14 protein-coding genes are annotated in these 17,880 nt (G+C 69.6%); 3 read left to right on the plus strand and 11 right to left on the minus strand.

Features of this window, described 5'->3' with window-relative positions:
- Positions 1-5: 5 nt before the first annotated feature.
- The 7 genes from ABIA35_RS17080 to ABIA35_RS17110 form a co-directional block, all read right to left on the minus strand.
- On the minus strand, positions 6-2,480 hold the full coding sequence (locus ABIA35_RS17080; RefSeq protein WP_370358643.1) for an alpha-L-rhamnosidase C-terminal domain-containing protein: 2,475 nt from the start codon (positions 2,478-2,480) through the stop codon (positions 6-8).
- Between the two features lie 122 nt (positions 2,481-2,602).
- Positions 2,603-4,216 (minus strand): glycosyl hydrolase family 18 protein, encoded by a 1,614-nt coding sequence (locus ABIA35_RS17085; protein ID WP_370358498.1) that lies wholly within the window; start codon positions 4,214-4,216, stop codon positions 2,603-2,605.
- 369 nt (positions 4,217-4,585) lie between these two features.
- Positions 4,586-5,533, minus strand: a complete 948-nt coding sequence (locus tag ABIA35_RS17090; RefSeq protein WP_370358499.1) for a glycoside hydrolase family 26 protein — start codon at positions 5,531-5,533, stop codon at positions 4,586-4,588.
- A 62-nt stretch (positions 5,534-5,595) separates the two neighbouring features.
- A complete protein-coding gene (locus ABIA35_RS17095) occupies positions 5,596-6,915 on the minus strand; it encodes a sensor histidine kinase (protein WP_370358500.1) in 1,320 nt (439 codons plus the stop codon).
- Complete coding sequence (locus ABIA35_RS17100) at positions 6,912-7,577, minus strand: winged helix-turn-helix domain-containing protein (RefSeq protein ID WP_370358501.1); 666 nt, start codon at positions 7,575-7,577, stop codon at positions 6,912-6,914. Before ABIA35_RS17100 ends, ABIA35_RS17095 begins: the two co-directional genes overlap by 4 nt.
- Before the next feature lie 94 nt (positions 7,578-7,671).
- Complete coding sequence (locus ABIA35_RS17105) at positions 7,672-8,709, minus strand: glycosyl hydrolase family 18 protein (RefSeq protein ID WP_370358502.1); 1,038 nt, start codon at positions 8,707-8,709, stop codon at positions 7,672-7,674.
- Positions 8,710-8,854: 145 nt separating this feature from the next.
- Positions 8,855-9,682: a GntR family transcriptional regulator gene (locus ABIA35_RS17110; protein WP_370358503.1), complete on the minus strand. Its 828-nt coding sequence runs from the start codon at positions 9,680-9,682 to the stop codon at positions 8,855-8,857.
- A gap of 296 nt (positions 9,683-9,978) precedes the next feature.
- Between ABIA35_RS17110 and ABIA35_RS17115 the strand changes: the two genes are divergently transcribed.
- The 3 genes from ABIA35_RS17115 (at position 9,979) to ABIA35_RS17125 (ending at position 14,616) form a co-directional block, all read left to right on the plus strand.
- The gene (locus ABIA35_RS17115) at positions 9,979-10,830 is read left to right on the plus strand and encodes an alpha/beta fold hydrolase (RefSeq protein ID WP_370358504.1); all 852 of its coding nucleotides are present in this window, start codon (positions 9,979-9,981) and stop codon (positions 10,828-10,830) included.
- A 53-nt stretch (positions 10,831-10,883) separates the two neighbouring features.
- On the plus strand, positions 10,884-11,738 hold the full coding sequence (locus tag ABIA35_RS17120) for an alpha/beta fold hydrolase (RefSeq protein WP_370358505.1): 855 nt from the start codon (positions 10,884-10,886) through the stop codon (positions 11,736-11,738).
- Between the two features lie 145 nt (positions 11,739-11,883).
- Positions 11,884-14,616, plus strand: coding sequence for an AAA family ATPase (locus ABIA35_RS17125; protein ID WP_370358506.1), 2,733 nt, complete (start codon positions 11,884-11,886; stop codon positions 14,614-14,616).
- Between the two features lie 61 nt (positions 14,617-14,677).
- Here the strand turns inward: ABIA35_RS17125 and ABIA35_RS17130 are convergent, their stop codons facing one another.
- The 4 genes from ABIA35_RS17130 to ABIA35_RS17145 are packed head-to-tail and all read right to left on the minus strand — an operon-like array spanning position 14,678 to position 17,836.
- The gene (locus ABIA35_RS17130) at positions 14,678-15,091 is read right to left on the minus strand and encodes a hypothetical protein (protein ID WP_370358507.1); all 414 of its coding nucleotides are present in this window, start codon (positions 15,089-15,091) and stop codon (positions 14,678-14,680) included.
- A gap of 18 nt (positions 15,092-15,109) precedes the next feature.
- The gene (locus ABIA35_RS17135; protein WP_370358508.1) at positions 15,110-15,562 is read right to left on the minus strand and encodes a 4-oxalocrotonate tautomerase family protein; all 453 of its coding nucleotides are present in this window, start codon (positions 15,560-15,562) and stop codon (positions 15,110-15,112) included.
- Positions 15,553-17,355, minus strand: coding sequence for an FAD-dependent oxidoreductase (locus ABIA35_RS17140; protein ID WP_370358509.1), 1,803 nt, complete (start codon positions 17,353-17,355; stop codon positions 15,553-15,555). The genes ABIA35_RS17135 and ABIA35_RS17140 overlap by 10 nt, the downstream gene beginning before the upstream one ends.
- Positions 17,356-17,413: 58 nt before the next feature.
- Entirely contained in the window at positions 17,414-17,836 is a 423-nt protein-coding gene (locus ABIA35_RS17145; protein WP_370358510.1) for a hypothetical protein, read from the minus strand.
- Between the last annotated feature and the right edge of the window lie 44 nt (positions 17,837-17,880).

The following is a 17,880-nucleotide window of genomic DNA, read 5'->3' on the forward strand; positions in this document are numbered from 1 at the left end:
CCGCGTCAGGGGACCGTGACCGTGTGCGTTCCCGGACCGATGTCGTCGTGATGGACGTATCCCGCGCTCGCCGGCACAGCTATCTGCCCGCTGGTGCCTGCTGGAGCGGTCACGCGGAGAGTGAACGACGGTTCACCCCGCTTCGTCCCCGCCTGCCACTGTACGGACAGGGGGCCGTGCGGGGTAGGCACAACGCCGCGTGCCCACAGGACGCTGCCCGGATGCGGACGCACCACCCATTTCGAGAACCCGGGTGCGGTGGGGCTCACACCGAGCAGTTCATTGGTCAGGGCCGGCAGCGCTCCGGTGGACCAGCCGTGCGCCATGCTGGTGAAGGCACCCTCGTAGGGGGTGCCTCCGGGCCCGATCCCCTCCCACGCCGTGATCCCGGGATCGCTGGTGTACATGGCGCCGTAAGTACGCTTGATCTGATCGATCGCCGAATCCGCCAGACCGGACCTGAACCGCGCGACGAACTCGGGATACGACGTGAACGCGTAGACCCGCTGCGAAGCACCGTCCACGCCTGGGAGCGTGTCGTTGTCCATGAACGCGTTGCCGTATGCCAGCTTGGTCGTGGCGTCGAGGTACGCCAGGGCGGAGGCCGCGCGCCCCGGGTCCGCGACACCCGCGGTGATCGCGATCGCGTTGCCGTCCTGCCCATGGCGCACGGGGCCTTCGGCGGAGTCGAGATAGGCCCCCGCCGCGGTGTCCCACAGGTGTGCGTTGATCGCGACCGTCACGTTCGCCGCGCGCTGTGTCCACCGGTCGGCGTCAGCACTGTGGCCCAGCCAGCGGGCGATGCTCGCGGCATCGTTCAGTGCCTGGACGTAGTTCGCGTTGTAGTAGGTGATCTCGCCGCCGCGTGGCAGGAACGCGTAGTCGCCGTAGCCGCCGGTGTTGTTCAGCCCCTTGTTCAGCAGACCGCTGCTGTCCGTGACGCTCGTGTACCAGGAGTCGAGGACGGCGACGAGGTTCGGATAGTAGGCGGCCGCGTAGGCCAGATCGCCGGTGTAGAGCACGTAGTCGCGGCTGCATGTCACCCACCAGAGTGGATAGTCGAACAAGGGCAGCGTGTAGCCGTTGATCGACGCGGGTGGGATCCAGCCGTCGGGGCGCTGATGATCCGCGAGATCGGCCAGCACGTTGCGGGCTGCCGCGGCGGCGTCGGGGTGGGTGAGGTAGAGCGTGCGACCGGACACCGCGATGTCGCCGACGTACGGGTCGCGGTCTCGCTTAGCGCCGTCCTGGATGACTAGCTTGCCTTCGAGCGTGGGACTCGCGGCGCCGCGCGGATCGCAGTCTGTGGACCGGAACGTGTCGGTGACCAGCTCATTGGTGTAGGCGGCCGCGTACCAGTAGCGGTTCAGATCGTCGTCGGAGCACAGGAACCAGCCGCCGTAGCTCTCGGGTGCACCCAGGTAGGCCGTGAAGTCGAGCGAGACCGCGTCGATGGCGACCTGCCCGTAGGGCAGCGCGGCGGGCGCGTCCGAGCCCAGCGCGTCCAGGGTGATCTTCACGTAGCGGAACCCGTGCAGGCCTTCGGCGTGGACCTGGGTCCCGGACTGGTAGCCGTCGGTGTCGGTCCAGTCGGCGCCGGACGCGGGCACCGCGAACTGGTCGGTGGGGGTGCCTCCGGTGTAGTCGGAGCGGGCGAAGTCCGAACGGTCGGTCAGGTTCTGGAGCGTCTCGGAGAAGGCCAGGCGGACACCGGGCTTGTCGGCCGATGCCCGGGCGAACCGCACCCTCGGATAGCCGACGACGACCTTGCCGAAGTCGACGGTGACGCTGGGCCGCACTATCACCGGGACCAGGCCGGGCCACAGCTCGTTGACCCGGGTGAACTGCCCGCGGGGCGTGTCCTGGTCCTGTGTGACCGTCAGGCGCACCTGGGTGGTGGTCACGGGCGCCGCGAACGGGACGGGCACTTGGACGGCGCTGTTGCCGGTGACCGTCGCGGCCGGCTGCCAGGCCGAACCGTCCCAGGTCTCGAGTGTGAAGTCGACGGGCACGCCGTCGGAGTTCGACAGCAGGGTGACGCCGGGCAAGGTGACGGCGCTGCCGGCCGTGATCGTCAGGACGGCTGGATAGGTCGCGGGATTCGCGTCGTTCCAGAAGGTGGTCGGGTTCCCGTCGATCGCGTTGGACGGATCGTACGTGGTGTACGTCCCGTCGTTCCCGTTGTTCGGATCGTGGAACGACGATGCCGTCGCGGTACTTCCCGCGGGCCAGGCCGGCGGCGTCGGCGGCTGCGGCCGGGTCAGCACGGTGACCGCGCCGCCGGGCTTCAGCAACGCGTCCGGGTTCTTCACGTCGCCGGTTGTGCTGAGTACGCGGGCTGGTGCGACTTCGCGCTTGCGCGGCCCGACGACATAGCTCTGCCAGTCGCCTGCCGCCCCCTCCGTGGCGCCAGTCGGTCCGGCGGTGCCGCTCGCGACAGCCGTTCCCGCACCAAGGCTGTGGAATCCCGCCACCGCCATGGCGGCGAGGCCGGAGTTGAGTACGGTTCGGCGCCTGGGTCTGCTCTTGAAGAGATCAGACATGGTTGCCTTTCTTGAATGATTGAAACGATTCAAATCTTGTCCCGAGAGTTGGCCTGGCCCTACTGGACGTAGCAGGCTTTTGCCGTGCCGGCATCGGGGTCTCCGAAGACACCGTTGGTGCACGACGTGCCGCCGGTGAACGTCCCGTAGAAGTACTGGCCGTTCGCGCCGTAGGCGATCTCATGGGTGCCGGACGCCTGGCAGGTACCGTTCTCAGCCGCGCAGTTGGTCCAGTTCACGAACGAGGGCGGCGGAGCCATCAGGTAGCAGGACTTGGCTACGCCGGGAGCCGGATCGCCGAAGGCGGAATCGGAGCAGCTGACCGGAGCACCGACCGTGGCGTATTCGTAGGAGCCGTTGGCGCCGAAGGCGACCGTCATCACGCCGGTGAACGAGCAGCTGCCGTTCTCCCCGGCGCACTGCGCCCAGACGTCGGCCGCGGGTGGTGCGGCTTCGCTGTAGCAGTTCTTTGCGACGTTCGGCGCGGGGTCGCCGAACACGGCGTCGCTGCACGCTGTGGCGCCGCCTGCGGTGACGTAGTTGAAGCGGCCGCCGGTGCCGAACGCGATGGCCGAGGTGCCGCCGACCGCGCAGGTGCCACCCTCCGATGCGCATTGCGGCCAGGTGCCCGGCAGCGTTCCGCCGCCACCGCCGTTGCCGCTTCCTCCTGAGCCTGTGAACTGTTCGAACGCGGAAGTGAAGTCACCGGCATTCTGACTGACCCCGCTGCACGTCGACGAAGCTGTGGTCGACCCGGGACACCCGCCGTTGTCGCGGCCTTCCGACCAGAACGCGACCAGCGCGATGTTCTGCGCGGAAGCATGGGACACCACCGTTGAGGCGTCCGAGACGGTGAAGACCTCGCCGGCGCTGTCGTTCTGGCCGATCATCGGCGTCACACCCATCTTCGCCGACGCCTGGGAGGTGCTCAGGGCGTATGCGGAGGCGACCTGGGCGGTGGCCGCGTCGAGCGCCTGGTCGGCGGCCGGGCCCATGGCCGTTCCGGAGGTGCCGTAGTCCATGGCCATGATGTTGACGACGTCGGCCGTGAAGCCGTTGCTCCGGCCGCTGGACAGCACGTAGAGGTCGTCCGAGGTCAGGCCGGAGGGCAAGGCCGGGATGGTGTAGGAGATGGACAGGGCCCGGCCGTTGGCGGCGGCCCAGGAACGCACCTGGGCCAGCGCCTGGTTGGTGCGGTCGACGTCGGCGTGGTTGCTCAGCGCGCCGGCCTCGATGTCGAAGTCGAGGTGGGTGACGTCGAAGGTGGTGACGACGTTCTCCACCTGAGCCGCCGCGGCCGCGGCCGAGGAGCAGGTGTTGCCCAGATCGGTCCCCCCGTTGTCGGAGGTCCACCCGCCGAAGGATATGGACACATCCCCGCCGGCGCCGCGCAGGCTCGCGATCTGGCTCTGCCAGCCCGAGGTGTTGTTCATCGACCACTGACACCCCGCGCCGTCGACGAACGCCAGGGTGAAGAACTTGTCGCCGTAGGCACTCGCCACCGACGTCAGGGTGGTGTTGCCGAGGCCGGTGTCCACGTAGGGCGCGGATACGTGAGCGGGCCACGCCGTCGCCGCCTGCGACGGCTGGGCGGTCGCGGTCACCAGACCGGTGGCCGCGGCCAGGCACATCGTGGCCAGGCCGGCGATGCGCCGCGTTCTGTTGAGTTTCATGGGACTCCTTGCTCATCAAGGGGTACGCACCGGCGTACCGGAGCCGGTTGAGGAGGTGGCTGCTGCCATGGCGGGCACAGTCGTGCCGAGCGGAACCGAGCGTGCAGAGAAACCCCGTGTATGAGCATCTTGATTCAGGGTGGTCGGCGGTGCTCTGCCGTAGTCCATCTTTTGCTTTCCGCCCTGACCTGTAATTGTCCGAAACTCGGAAGTGAATCGTTTCATTCGCGCAACCTAGGTGGGCGATCGCGTGCTGTCAAGACAGTGTCCGAATGATGTTGTCGATGCTGCGCCAAGAGGCGGCCTGGGCCCGACCGCGCGAGACCTTCGTCCGCGCGGTCGGGCCGCATGCGCCGGTGAATCCGAACGTCACGGATTGAAATACGGGTCCTGTGCCATGCGCTGATAGGACGCGAGCGACTCCGGCGAGGAGTTGATCTGCCAGTGACGTTCCTTGTCGATGTCGAACCACACCACGGCCTTGATCAGCGGGAAGTCGGCCTTGAGCGTGGGGATGACGCCGTCGATCCACTGGGCCTTGCTGCCGCCGGCCTCGTCGGAGGCCATCTCGCCGATGATGATCGGCTTGCCCTTGGCGGCGAGCCGCGGGTAGATGTCGGCGAAGACGTCGTGGAAGCTCTGCCAGGTGAAGCTCGGGTCGGAAGTGCCCCAGTTGTATCCGTCGACGCCGGTCCAGTCGACGTAGTCGTCGCCGGGGTAGTAGTCCATCGCCGGGGGTGCGCCGGCGGAGTCTGTGACGTTGGGGCACCAGGCCCACACGACGTTCGTCGCGCCGGCGGCGGTGAAGATGTCATGGATGTGGCGCCAGGCGGCGATGTACTTCGCCGGGTCGTGGCCGCCCCAGCCTTCCTCTTCGTTCATCTCGGCGGCGAAGTCGAGGAAGAACTTCTTGCCGGCCTGGGCCGCGGCCGCGGCGCGGGCCTGGATGGCGGCGTCCAGGCCGCCGCTGACGATGTCGTCGAAGTTGACGTCGAACGGCTCCCAGTTGACCAGCGGGATCCGTCCGTCGGCGAAGTCGGAGGCGGTGGCCGGCGAGTTGATCCAGTCGTCGTTCCAGTTGTAGTAGGTGAGATGGACTGCCGGTTTGCGGCCGATGCGCGCGTCGGTGTCGGCGATCGTGCCCGCTCCGTAGTAGTGGCCGAGGAGTGCTCCCTGGTCCGGAACGAGGATGGCGTTCACTGCGGCCGGTGCGGCCGGTGCGGCGTCGGCAAAGGTCGCGCGGCCGATGCCCGGGACCACGGCGGCGGCCAGGAGCACCGCTGTCGCGATCGCGAACCTCTTCCGGTAGCCGGACATCGACTGCCCTCTGACGGGGCCTTTTCCGGCGGGGACGGTGCGCGGGCGCCTGAGTTTTCTCATCACGGCGGCAGTCTGTCGACCGGATCATGAGGGGACGATGAGGCGGCCGGCAGCTGGTGTTCTGGAAGGATGAGCTGGACAAGCGCCCCGCCTCCGGGAGCCTGGTCCGCACAGGCCGTTCCGCCGTGCAGCTCCGCGACCCAGCGTACGATCGCCAGGCCGACGCCGACTCCTTCGAGTCCGCCGGTGACCCGGTCCTGGAAGATCCGCTCCCGGTCCGTCGCGGCGATTCCCGGGCCGTGGTCGCGGACCGCAACCGTGCCCGCCGCGACGTGGACTTCGACCGGCAGTGCCGACGGCTCGCACGCCGACGTGCCGTGCCGTAAGGCGTTCTCCACCAAGTTGCGGACCGCCTGCGCGAGCAGGTCCGGGTCGCCGCGCACGATGGTCGGCGCGGAGTGGACGACGATCCGCGAAGCGTTCTGGGGAAGCTCCTCCACCACCTGCTCGACGATTTGGTCCAGCCGGAGCGGCGTGAGTTCGGGCCGGCGGGTCCCGGCCTGGATACGGGCCCGGTTGAGCAGCCCTGACACCACGCGGCCCATGTGGTCGACCAGTTGGACCGCCTCGGTGATAGCCGCCGGCGCGCGGGTCGGCGAGGCAAAACCGGCTTCCATCACCAAGCGGACCGCGGCAAGCGGTGCTCGCAGCTCATGAGCCGCTTCGGCCAGAAACCGCTCTTGCCGGTCCAGTGCCCGCAACGCCGGTCGCATGCTTCGGCCGGACAGCACGTGACCTGCGGCGGCCGAGGCGAGTACCAGCCCCGTGCAGCCGACCGCGAGCCACTGGACCAGGGACTCGTGGCTCCTGTGCTCAGGCGTGAGGTCGTCGCCGGCGATCACGACGGCGCCGATGTCGTCGGCGTTCCACACTGGTGCGGCAGCCCACCGGGCCCGCTTGCCGTCACCTCCCGGCATCGTCGTCAAGAACGTGTCCTGCTCTTCCACGGTCGATGCCCACAGCCGTTCGAGCTCCGCCGCGGACGGAAGTGCGGCGTTCGAAGGACGTGCCCACCGGACCTGAACGGGACCGCTGCCAGCGCGTTGAAGCACCGCTGTGATCCGCGACGCGCCGGCGAGTTCGTCCTCGGACAACGGATCCAGGTGCAGCACGCCCTGGTCCATCCAGACGGCACGCGACAGCGCCTCGGCACGCCCGGCCACCTGCGCGTCAAGGCTGTGTGCGCGGGATCCGGCGTCGATGGCGGCGGCGATGAACGCCAAGGTGATCAGGCAGACGGCGCTGATGGCCGCGTAGAGCAGGGTCAAAGACCGGCGCAGGCGTCGCAGCTTGATGACGGCCGGGCTGTCGGCGGTCATGTCGGTTCTCGGACGCGGTAGCCGGCACCCCGCAGGGTCTCGATGGGATCAGGGCTCCCGAGCTTTCGACGCAGCTGGGCGATCACCACATCGACCACGTTCGACATCGGGTCGCTCATCTCGTCCCAGCAGCTCTCGATGAGTTCGCTGCGGGTGACCACCTGGCCGGCCCTGAGCATCAGGGTCTCGAGCACGGCGAACTCCTTGGCGGTGAGCGTGAGCAGCACGCCGGTTCGGCGCACCCGCCTGCGCGGCAGGTCCATGGTCAGACTGCCGACCGTGACTTCCGGCGGTGACGGCGGCCGGTGGCGGCGGCACAGCGCCCGCACCCGCGCGGCCAGCTCAGCCATCGCGAACGGTTTGACGAGGTAGTCGTCGGCGCCGTGCTCGAAACCGGACACCCGGTCTTCGACCGTGCCGTAGGAGGTGAGCATCAGCACCGGGACGGTGCGTCCCGAGTGGCGCCACCCCCGCACCAAGTCCAGGGCGTCGCCGTCGGGAAGCCCGCGGTCGGCGACCACGCAGTCGTAGGTGTTGACCGCCGCCTTGAGGTCGGCCTCGGCGAGGCGCACGGCGAGATCGACCGCCAAGCCGGCCGCGCGCAAACCCTCGACGATCGGCGGCCCGAGCTCGGGATCGTCTTCCACTACGAGCACCCGCATGGCATCCCCACGTCCGTCGCTGCGGCAGCTGAACCAGGCCGCTGATCCGCCCCTGATGCTCCCGGTCTCAGGGGCGGGAGCATCAGGCGCCCGGTTACTGCTGGATCGGGTCCGACAGGGCCAGGTCCCACACGGCCAGGCCGTGGATGCCGGCGTTCGCGGCCATCGTCCGGCGCAGGGCGAGGGACTGTGCGTCCGACCACCACAGGACGGTGCCGTCCGAGAGCGTCGCCGTCCATTCCCCGGAGGCGTCGTCGAACTGCGCCGTGGCGCCGTCGGCGGCGACGAGGTCGCGCGCCCCCTGATCGCTGACCTGGCTCGCGCCGCCGCCGGCCGGCCAGGAGTAGCCGTAACCCGCGACGCCCAGGTCCACCTTGCTCGCCGGGACCTCGCTCACGAGCACGTCCAGGCCCTGCTGCTGCCAGGACAGCGCGCCGACCGGCCCGGGATCGGAGTCCTGCGTGTGCTGGTCGTAGGCCATCAGCACCAGGTGGTCGACGACCTGGCCGAGGGCGGGCAGGTCGTATCCCAGCTCTGAGTACTCCTGAGCGCTCTGACCGTTCATCAGGTCGAGGCTGACGGTCTTGCCGGACGGCAGGGCCTGCTTCAGCGCGGTCACGAACGCTGTCAGGCCGTCGGCGTCCCGGGACCGCAGGGACTCGATGTCGATGGTGACGCCGTCCCACCCCTGGGAGCTGACCGCGTCGCTGAGGCCGGCGACCACGGTGGCGATGTTGCTCTGGCTGCTCAGCAGGTTGTAGGCGGCCGGCTCGTCGAAGTCGCCGATGGCCTGGTTGAAGTTCCCGACGAGGAACTCGGCGGGCAGGCCCTTGGCGTGCGCGGCGGCCAGTTGGTTCAGGGCATTGTCATCGGGTACTGCGACGCTCGCGCCGTCGGCGCTGATGTTGACGCCGTCCACGCCGACCGAGCCCAGAGCGTCGGCACTGGCGTCGATGAGCGAGCCGGCGTCGCCCTCTTCCTGGTAGCCGACCACCGGCAGTCCGGTGTAGGCCGAGGCGGTGCCGGTCGGGAGGGTCAGGACCGCGGTGGCCAGCACGCCGACCGCTGAGGCGGCGAGCGTGCGGCGGACTGTTCGGTGGGCGGTGCGGTGGGCGGTGCGGTGGTTCGTCATGGTTCTCTTTCGTGTGGGGGTGTGGAGAAGCCCGGGGCGCGAAGCGTGTGTCCTTCCGGAAGGCGTGGTGCATCACCGCACGGACCGGGTGGTCCGTGCGGGGCGTGACGATGGTTCGGGTGGTGCCTTTAGTGCGGCGTCATGCTCAACCAGACCAGTAGGAGTCCAGGACCAGCGTGTCGGCGCCGGGGACGGCTGAGGCCGCGGACCAGGATCCGCCCACCACCCGCCCGCTGTCGTCGTCGGCGAGCGAGAGCTGGGTGAGGATGCGGTAGCGGTCACCGCGGTAGACCGAGTGCGTGAACTCCACGATCCGGCCGTCGGCGTCGGCGGTCACGCGATCGAAGAGCAGCGCCGGGGTGTGGACCGGCACTTCGAGCAGTTCGGCCTCGGTGGGGTCGACGACGGTGGGTTCGATGATCTGCGTGGCGGTGGCGAGCCGGACGCCGTAGCGCCGGCCCAGGATCCGGTAGAACGAGCCGTCCTCCAGATCCCGCGCGGCCAGTCCCGGCACCAGGGCGGCGGGCACGTGCAGGGTGTCCACGGACATCGGATCGCCGTCGGCCAGTCGCAGCCTGGTGATCCGCAATACCCGATCGGCCGGGGACGCCTGCAGCCGCCGGCCGATCCTGGCTCCGGCCGCCACGGTCTGGAAGTCCACCATCCGGCTGGTCCAGACGCCGTCCACACCGCCGACCGCCAGCGGCTGGCCGGGCTGCGCCGCGGCGGTGCCCAGACGCTGGGCCACCTTGGCCTTGGCGACGAAGACCCCGCGGCCGTGCTCCCTGGTGAGGAATCCGTCGCGGATCAGGTCGTCGACGACCGAGCGCAGCGTGGGGCGGGACACCGACAGCTCCTGGCTCAACTGCCGCTCGCCGGGGATCGCCCGGCCCGGACCGTACTCCTCCACCAGATCCAGCAGGTGCCCGCGAATGCGCTCGCGTTTCTGCCAGCGGCTCTCGCCCATGCTCATCGCCCGTTCCGATCCTCGTCCGGTACTGGTTGTCCGAAGCACTTGGCGTTGGCCAAATAATGACCCGCGATCAGCCAACTGGTCAAGGGGTGGTAAGTTTTCGGCACTGTCGGCGCCTGGGATGCCGCAAATGTGGCCGTCATCCAGACCAATTCTGTTCCACTGGTGCCTCAAACACCCCGCCTTCCCGCCTTGCTTCTCCAGCCCGGCCCTCACCTATTCGCGTTATGTCGGTGCGAACCGATGCGGTGGTCTGCTTGGCGTGTCTCGGTGGACCACGTGGCCAGGAGGTTGGCATGACGAACAAAGGGCTGGACAGCGGTGGCTTCCCGCGAACTCAGACCCGGGTGGTGGACGGGCTGGCGATCCGCCATGTCGACTCCGGCGAACAAGAGGGACCGACACTGCTCATGACGAGCCCGTGGCCCGAGAGTCTCTACGCCTTCCGCCGGATCTGGGGCCGACTGACCCCGAGTGCCCGGCTGGTGGCCATCGATCTGCCGGGCTTCGGACACTCCGAGGGGCGTCCCGAGCTGTTCGGGCCCTCGGCGATGGCCGAGTTCCTCAGAACCCTCATCGGCGAGTGGGAACTGGGCGCCCCGCACCTGCTCGGCCCGGACGTCGGCACCGGTGCGGCGCTGTTCCTGGCGGCCCGTCACCCGGAGGTGGTGACCAGCCTCATCGTCGGCAGCGGGGGAGCGTCCTACCCGCTGGAGGTGACCGGCGCGCTCGCCGACATGATCGCCGCTCCCGACTTGGAGTTCCTGCGCGACTTCGACAGCCGGGCCGGCGTGGGCGCGGCGGTGGAGCCGGGGGCGCCGCGGGCTCAGGAGTCCGAGGTCTGGGAGGACTACGTGACCGCATACGACGGCGGCCGGTTCGCCGAGTCCGCGCGCTACGTGCGCGCTTACCCCGAGGAACTGCTGGTCCTGGGCGACCTGTTGGCGTCCATCAAGACGCCGGTGCAGGTGATGAATGCCGAGCGCGACGAACTGGTGCCGCCGTCCAACGGGATCTACCTCGACGACCGGCTCCCGCACAGCCGCCTGATCAGCTTCGACTCGGGGCACTTCCCGTGGGAGCAGGACGCCGTGCAGTACGGAGACGCCGTCGCGGACTGGATCGACGGCGCGTACGAGCAGGTCTGAGACGGACAGCGCACAAGGACGGAAAGCCAAGGACGGAAAGCCAAGGACAGGACATGGAAGCGAAGAACGGATACCTCGGCGCGCCGAACCAGACCATTGACGCAGAGAACGGCATCACCTACGCCTACCGCCGGATCGGCCCGCAGGGCGGCCGTCCGCTGGTGCTGCTGGTGCACTTCCGGGGGAACCTGGACAACTGGGACCCGCAGCTCATCGACGCGCTTGCCGAGCAGCGCGACGTGATCACCTTCGACAACGTCGGCGTCGGCGCCACGACGGGGTCGACGCCCAGCACCATCGAGCAGATGGCCGAGGACGCGATCCGGTTCGTCGAGGCCCTCGGCCTGGACGAGATCGACCTGCTCGGCTTCTCCATCGGCAGCTTCGTCGCCCAGGAGATCGCGCTGGCCCGGGCGGCGCTGGTGCGCAAGCTGGTCCTGGCCTCGACCGCGCCCCAGGGCGCGCCCGGCATGCACGGCTGGGCCCCGGACATCATCGGGGCGCTCGGAAAGCCGACGACCTCTCCCGAGGAGTACGTGTACGGCTTCTTCACCGACTCGGCCGCGAGCAAGGCCGCGGGCCACGGAGTGCTCGGCCGGATCTACCAGGGGCGGACCGAAGACCGTGACGCGCCGACGAGCTGGCGCACCCGCAACGCCCAGTACGACGCGGTGCTGAAGTGGGGCACGCCGAACTTCGGGCTGCTTCAGCGACTCGCCGCCGTCGAGCAGCCGACATTCGTGGCGAACGGCGACGACGACCGGATGATCCTGCCCTGGTACTCGCACCTGACCGCGAGCCTGATCCCGGACGCGTTCGTGAAGCTGTACCCGGACTCCGCCCACGGCTTCCTGTTCCAACACGCGCAGGAGTTCGCCGCGGATGTGCACAAGTTCCTCGATGCCTGAGTCAGCCCATTGATCAGTCATGTTTCCTGCCTCCTGAGAGCCGGCGCGTCGCATCCGCTGAGGGGACTCACGCGATCTGTCGGGATGCGTAGAGTTCGCAGGGCGACGACAATCGTTTAGAGCGACGATCAAGAGGTGACAGGCATTGCAGGCGAGGCCCCTGCGCGGTCGCAGTGCGGAAATGACGACCGCGCTGTCCGTGGTGCGCAGTACGAGCCGTCACGGATCGAGCGCCGCGATACTTCTCTCCGGCCCGGCGGGCATCGGCAAGACGGCCCTGCTGTCGGCCGTGTGCCACGAAGCGGTCTCGACCGGGATGACGGTGCTGCGCGGCAAGTGCGACCCGATCGAGCAGGTCTGGCCCGGCGCCCCGGTGCTGGCCCTGCTGCGCTCGGGGCGCGATGAGGTCTGTACGCGCCAGGAGTACGAGCGGATCACGCGTCTGGTGGACGAGCCGCTTGTGCTTGCTGAGGCGGTCGCGGCCTGCCTTGATGCCGCGGCCCGGCGTCGGCCTGTGTTGATCGCCCTGGACGACGTGCAGTGGGCCGACCGGGTCAGCGCGTTCATCCTGCGCAACCTGGTTCCGCGCCTGGTCGGGCTGCCGGTGGTGTGGGCGTTCGCGGGCCGCTCCGACCAGGATGCCGCCGAATGGTTCGGCAGCGAGCCGGTGCATGTCGAACGGATCCGCCTGGCACCGCTGGCCACCGCGGACGTCCTGGCGCTGGCCGCCGACCGGCTCGGGCACGCCCCCGACGCGCGGACCGGGGACTTCCTGGCCGCGGTCGAGGGCAACCCGTTCCATGCCGGCCAGATCATCGAGGAGATCGCCCGGTCGGCGGGGCGCGGCGAGCCGGACGCGGTGCCCGTGGCCTTCGCGGCTTCGGTCTCGGCTCTGCTCGGCTCCCTGCCCCAGTCTTCGCGCGAGCTGGTCGAGGTGGTCGCCGCCGCCGGCCGGCCGTTCGCGCTGAGCGAAGCCGCGGCGCCGGTCGGCGGGAACCCAGGTGCCAACCTGGGCCCGGCGGTGGACGCCGGACTCGTCGTCCTGCGGGCCGACTCGACGGTGGCCTTCCACCACGACCTGGTGCGCGAGCAGGTGTACAGCACGATCCGCGCGGAGCGGCTGCGCGAGCTGCACCGGCGGCTGGCGGACCATTACCTCGCCGCCGGCGATCCGCTCATCGCCGCCTCCCACGCCCGGGCCGCGGCGGTGCCCGGCGACCTGGACAGCGCCACGATCATGATCGCGGCGGCGGAGTCGCTGGCGGCCGTCAGCGGTGAGGACGCCGGCGATCTGGTGATGGCCGTGCTCGACATCGTGCGGCCGGACCAGCCCGGATGGCTCGATCTGAGCCTGCGCTGCCTGTCGGTGCTGTGCCGGGTCCAGTGGGCGGCCGAGGCCGTCGTCGCCGCCGACCAGATCCTGGCCCACGTCGACGACAGCACCCTCATCGGCCGCGTCGAGAGCGACGCGGCCCGGGCCCTGTGGCTCGGCGGCCGCGTCGGCGAACTGCTGACCCGGATCGAGCGGGCACTCCGGCTCGACACCGTTGAGCCGGGCGTCGGTGTGCGCTTGCGGGCGGTCCACTCGCTGGCCGGAGCGCGGCTGCTGGACGGCCAGACCGCCGTCGGCAGAGCCCTGACGGTCCTCGACGAGGCCCGCATGAGCGGCGACGAGCAGGCCCTGGCCTTGGCGTTGGAGGCGGCGGGCCACTCGGCACGCAACGACGGCCGGCACCAGCAGGCGCTGCGGTACTTCCGGGAACTGGCCCGGCTCAACGGCCGGTCGCTGGTGGCCGAGGAAGTGATCGAGCTCCAGTTCCTGGACCGCTATGAGCATGCTCAGACGCTGCTGAACCAGGCCACGGCCGAGGCGGTGCGCAACCGCGGCGAGCGCCTGCCGGCCGTGCTGGCCGCCCAGGCGTGGCAGGACTTCAACCTCGGCCGCCTCGACGACGCCGAGGCCGGCTGCCAGACCCTGCTGGAGATCGGCCCGCGCCTCGGCGACGCCGTGTACGCCCTGGACGCGGTCATCGTCCGGGTCTCCTCGGCGTTGCTGCGCGGCGACGTCGACAGCGCCGCGACGTACCTGCGCGTGGCCGACGAGATCGAGGGCGCCGACGCGGTCTTGCGCGAGCCCGGGCTGACGGTGATGAACGGCTGGATCGCCGCCGGCCGCGGCGACCACGAGACCGCCCGCGAAGTGCTGCGTCCGGTGATCGCCGACGTCGCCGAGCGGTCGGCGTGTTCGTACTGGCCGATGTGGCCGTGCTGGATGGGCCTGTTCTTCGAGATCGGCGACCTCGCGCAGGACAAGGAGTTCATGGCCGCCGCCACCAAGGTCACCGAGCAGGCCGCGGAGCGCAATCCGGGGGTGGCGAGCTTCGAGGGCGTGGCGTTGTTGACGCGCGGGCGCACCGAGGGCGACGTGCGGATGATCGAGCGTGGCGCCGACGTTCTGACGCACAGCCCGCGTCCGCTGCTGCGCGGCTTCGGGGCCTTCAGCCACGGTCGGGCGCTGGTCGAGGTCGGCGACCGCCAGACCGGCCTGGCCCAGCTCGATCGGGCCTGGGACGAGTACCACGGCATGGGTGCGTGGTTCTACCGCGCTCTGACCCAGGACATGATGCGCCAGGCCGGCGCGCGCCTGGGCAAGTGGTCCGCCGCGGCCCTGCCTCCGGCCGCCGGGTGGGCTTCGCTCACCCAGGCCGAACGCAGGGTGGCGATGCTGATCGGCGCGGGAAGCACCAACAAGGCGGCGGCCTCGGAACTCGGGGTCTCAGTCAACACGATCGGGACGCACCTGCGGTCGGTGTTCGCCAAGCTCGGGGTCCGCTCGCGGGTGCAGCTGGCCAACTCCCTGCATGAGGAATCGCTGTAGGCATCTACGGAACAGGCTATCCGGCGGCGTGCGGGGGGCCTGGCCGGGCCTGGCCGTCGGACTACTGACCGCTTTCACCGGGTGCGGGCTCCGCGACCCGTCGCAGCAGGCTCAGGACCTCGGCGTCGAAGAGTTCTGCGACAGCGAGCGCTTCCTCGTCCTGGTACGGCGATATCGCGCTGGCGACCGAATCGTAGGCCAGGCAGGCGCCGTCGCCCGCGGCTTGGACGAGGACTGTGGCCGGACAGTAGGCGCCGGCGTCGGGCAGGCAGCGGACCAGCTCGTCGGTCGCCTCCGGGCGGTCGATGATCAGCCTGACCTGGTGGCCGGCGGCCACCAGGTGGCCCTGGAGCGCCGAGCGCGGCGCGGAGTCGTGCAGCACGCGACGGATGTCCTCCAGCACCGCGGCCAACGACCGCTGCGTGGTGATGACGTGCCGGTCCAAGGGGATGCGGAGCACGTATTCGCTGGCCACGGTCGCGGGCACCTCCGGCTATGCCTCGTTCTTCGCCGCGGCGATCTCGGCGATCTCGGCAATTTCTGCTCTCGCCGCCGCGACCAGTTCGGCGTTGGTGTTGGCGTGTCCGGCCAGTCCCCAGCCGCCCTCCGGGGCCTCCGTCAGCAGCACCCAGGTCCGCTCGGCCGCCGACGGGTCGCCGGACGCGGCGGCGACCAGGTCGGTCAGCTGCCGGACCACCGCGAGCTGCTTGTCGCGGTCGAGCGCGCCGGCGTTGGTCAGCACCTGGACCCGGATGTATGTGCCGTCCCCGTCGACGTTCGACAAGGCGGTCGGGGCCAGTTCGTGGACGAAGGCCGCGGTGTTCTTGCGGAACATCGGGATATCGGGCACTTGCTCGATCCGCATCAGCGTGCTGGCGAGGTCTTGTGCCAGGGTTTTGGTGTCCGAGAACGTCCCCGCCGTCGCGTAGACATCGATCATCGGCATTTCCAGACTCCTTCGTCGCGCGGACCATGCCCGGTGGGTCGGCCATGGCGCCGCCAAAAGTCTGCGCCTTTTCGTGCTGGTTCCTCTCTCGCATAAACAGGTGAGCCGGGGCTGCGAGCCGGCCACCCGACCTGGACTCCGTCCGCGGCGCGCCGTTCGAAGACGAGCCGCACCGCCGCCGATCCCTCGCCGACCGCCGCGGCGACGCGCTTCACGCTTCCGCTGCGGGCGTCTCCGATGCAGAACACCCCGGGCGCGCTCGTCTCGAACGTCAGCGGGGGCCGGGTCCGGTGCTGCGAGGCGTCCAGGTCGTGTCCGGTGAGCAGGAAGCCCCGGTCGTCCTTGGCCAGCTGGTCGTCGAGCCACTCGGTGCAGGGAGTGGCTCCGATGAAGACGAAGACCGCGCTGAGTTCCAAGCCCGAGGCGACGCCGGTGTCCCGGTTCACGATCTGGAGCCCGGTGATCGAGGTGTCAGCGGTCACGCCGATCGCCTCCGTGCGCAGAAGGATCCTGATCCTGGGGTTGGCGGTGACCGCGTCGATCAGGTACCGCGACATCGAGTGTTCCAGATCGTGCCCCCGGACCAGCAAGTACACCGGGTCCGACGTGCGCGACAGGAACATCGCGGCTTGGCCGGCCGAGTTCGCGCCGCCGATGACCGCCACGGGTCGGCCGGCGCTGTAGCGCGCCTCCGCGACCGTGGCTTCGTAGTAGACGCCGTCGCCCTCCCACTGTTCCAGGCCCGGCACCTGCAGACGGCGGTACTGGGCTCCCGTCGCGATGATCACGTCGCGGGCTTTGAACACCCGGCCGTCTTCGCAGGTGACGGCGTAGATGCCGTCCTTCTCATGGAATCCTGTCGCCCGCGAGTTCCGGTGCAGGCGTACTCCGAACTTGCTCGCTTGCAGCGTTCCCCTGGTCGCCAACTCCGCGCCGGACAGGCCGGCGGGGAATCCCAGGTAGTTCTCGATCCGCGAGGACGTGCCGGCCTGGCCTCCGAACGCGGCCGTGTCGAGCAGCGCGGTCTCCAGGCCTTCGGAGGCGCCGTACACCGCCGCTGCCATACCGCCCGGCCCGCCGCCGACCACGAGGAGATCGCACACGTCCTGATCGACACCCGGGTCCGCCGCCAACTCGCCGAACTCGGCGGCGAGGTCCGCGGGCTGCGGATTGCGCATGAGCGGCCGTCCTGGCACCAGGACGATCGGCAGATCGGCCACCGGGGTCTGGAGCTCTTGGAGCAGGGCCTCGGCCTCCGGCTGGTCCTCGAGATCCATCCACCGGACGGCGATCCTGTTCACCGCGAACGACCGGAGAAGCGCCCGGCAGCGCTCGTCGTACCGCGATCCGATCAGCGTCAGGCCGGCACCGCGCCGCAGTAGGTTCGCGCGGCGCTCCAGAAAGGTCCGCAGGATGTATTCGCTGAGATCCAGATCCTGCGCCATCATCAGCTGCACCTGGTCGACAGGCACGCGCAGCACACGGCCGGGCTCCCTCATGACCGCGGTGAAGCGCGAGCGCTCGCCGGTGAGCATGCCGATCTCTCCGAGGAACTCCCCGGGGCCGAAGGACGCGATCAGCAGCTCGTCCGGAGCACCGGGTCTGTCGACGATGTCCGCGGACCCTTCGAGGACGACGTAGAGATCGTAGGTGTCGTCCCCGGGACCGAAGAGCACCCGCCCGGACTCCGTCACAGACTCCGAGCCGATGACTGCGAGCTTGTCGATCTGGTCGGCTCGCAGGCGGGCCGCCGGGCTCGGCACCCAGGTCCGGGTCGGTCGGATGCGTTCCATGGCGTCGCTTTCTCCGTTCGGGGGAGGTGATGTCCCGTGATCGCCAGCCGGTGCGGGCCTATCCTTGCGGGTCCGCGGCCCGTCTCAATAGCCCGAGGACCGCGTCGTCGCGCTGTTGCGCAACGCCCAGGGCCCAGCCGGACCGGCAGCTGCTGATCGAACTGGCGATGGCGTCGTAGGCCAGCCTGGTACCGCCGGCGACAGTCTGGTGGATGAGGATGGCGCTCGGGACCGACAAGGCGGCCTCCGGCACTGTGCGGACGAGCTGGTCGAGCCGGTCGACCGGGTCCGGACAGCCGAGCACGATCCGGACCGAGCGCCCGGACTCCGCTTCGTGGTCGATCACCGGTTCGTAGATCAGCAAGTCCTGGTCCGTGTCCAGGAGGGCACTGTTCACGTCGTTCAATACCGCGTCGAACGACCGTTCTGTGTTGATGATATGGCGGTCGACAGGAATGCGCAGTACCTGCTCGGTGGCCATGGATCTCCTGCTCGTGGTCACGGCGATGTTCATCGGAACGCCCT

It is taken from the genome of Catenulispora sp. MAP12-49 (assembly GCF_041262705.1).
Taxonomy (GTDB): Bacteria; Actinomycetota; Actinomycetes; order Streptomycetales; family Catenulisporaceae; genus Catenulispora.

What these genes read in the sequence shown, in the direction of transcription:
- ABIA35_RS17080 (WP_370358643.1), bottom strand. Translation starts at nt 2,480, where the DNA reads ATGGCGGTGGCGGGATTCCACAGCCTTGGTGCGGGAACGGCTGTCGCG.
- ABIA35_RS17085 (WP_370358498.1), bottom strand. Translation starts at nt 4,216, where the DNA reads ATGAAACTCAACAGAACGCGGCGCATCGCCGGCCTGGCCACGATGTGC.
- ABIA35_RS17090 (WP_370358499.1), bottom strand. Translation starts at nt 5,533, where the DNA reads ATGTCCGGCTACCGGAAGAGGTTCGCGATCGCGACAGCGGTGCTCCTG.
- ABIA35_RS17095 (WP_370358500.1), bottom strand. Translation starts at nt 6,915, where the DNA reads ATGACCGCCGACAGCCCGGCCGTCATCAAGCTGCGACGCCTGCGCCGG.
- ABIA35_RS17100 (WP_370358501.1), bottom strand. Translation starts at nt 7,577, where the DNA reads ATGCGGGTGCTCGTAGTGGAAGACGATCCCGAGCTCGGGCCGCCGATC.
- ABIA35_RS17105 (WP_370358502.1), bottom strand. Translation starts at nt 8,709, where the DNA reads ATGACGAACCACCGCACCGCCCACCGCACCGCCCACCGAACAGTCCGC.
- ABIA35_RS17110 (WP_370358503.1), bottom strand. Translation starts at nt 9,682, where the DNA reads ATGAGCATGGGCGAGAGCCGCTGGCAGAAACGCGAGCGCATTCGCGGG.
- ABIA35_RS17115 (WP_370358504.1), top strand. Translation starts at nt 9,979, where the DNA reads ATGACGAACAAAGGGCTGGACAGCGGTGGCTTCCCGCGAACTCAGACC.
- ABIA35_RS17120 (WP_370358505.1), top strand. Translation starts at nt 10,884, where the DNA reads ATGGAAGCGAAGAACGGATACCTCGGCGCGCCGAACCAGACCATTGAC.
- ABIA35_RS17135 (WP_370358508.1), bottom strand. Translation starts at nt 15,562, where the DNA reads ATGCCGATGATCGATGTCTACGCGACGGCGGGGACGTTCTCGGACACC.
- ABIA35_RS17140 (WP_370358509.1), bottom strand. Translation starts at nt 17,355, where the DNA reads ATGGAACGCATCCGACCGACCCGGACCTGGGTGCCGAGCCCGGCGGCC.
- ABIA35_RS17145 (WP_370358510.1), bottom strand. Translation starts at nt 17,836, where the DNA reads ATGGCCACCGAGCAGGTACTGCGCATTCCTGTCGACCGCCATATCATC.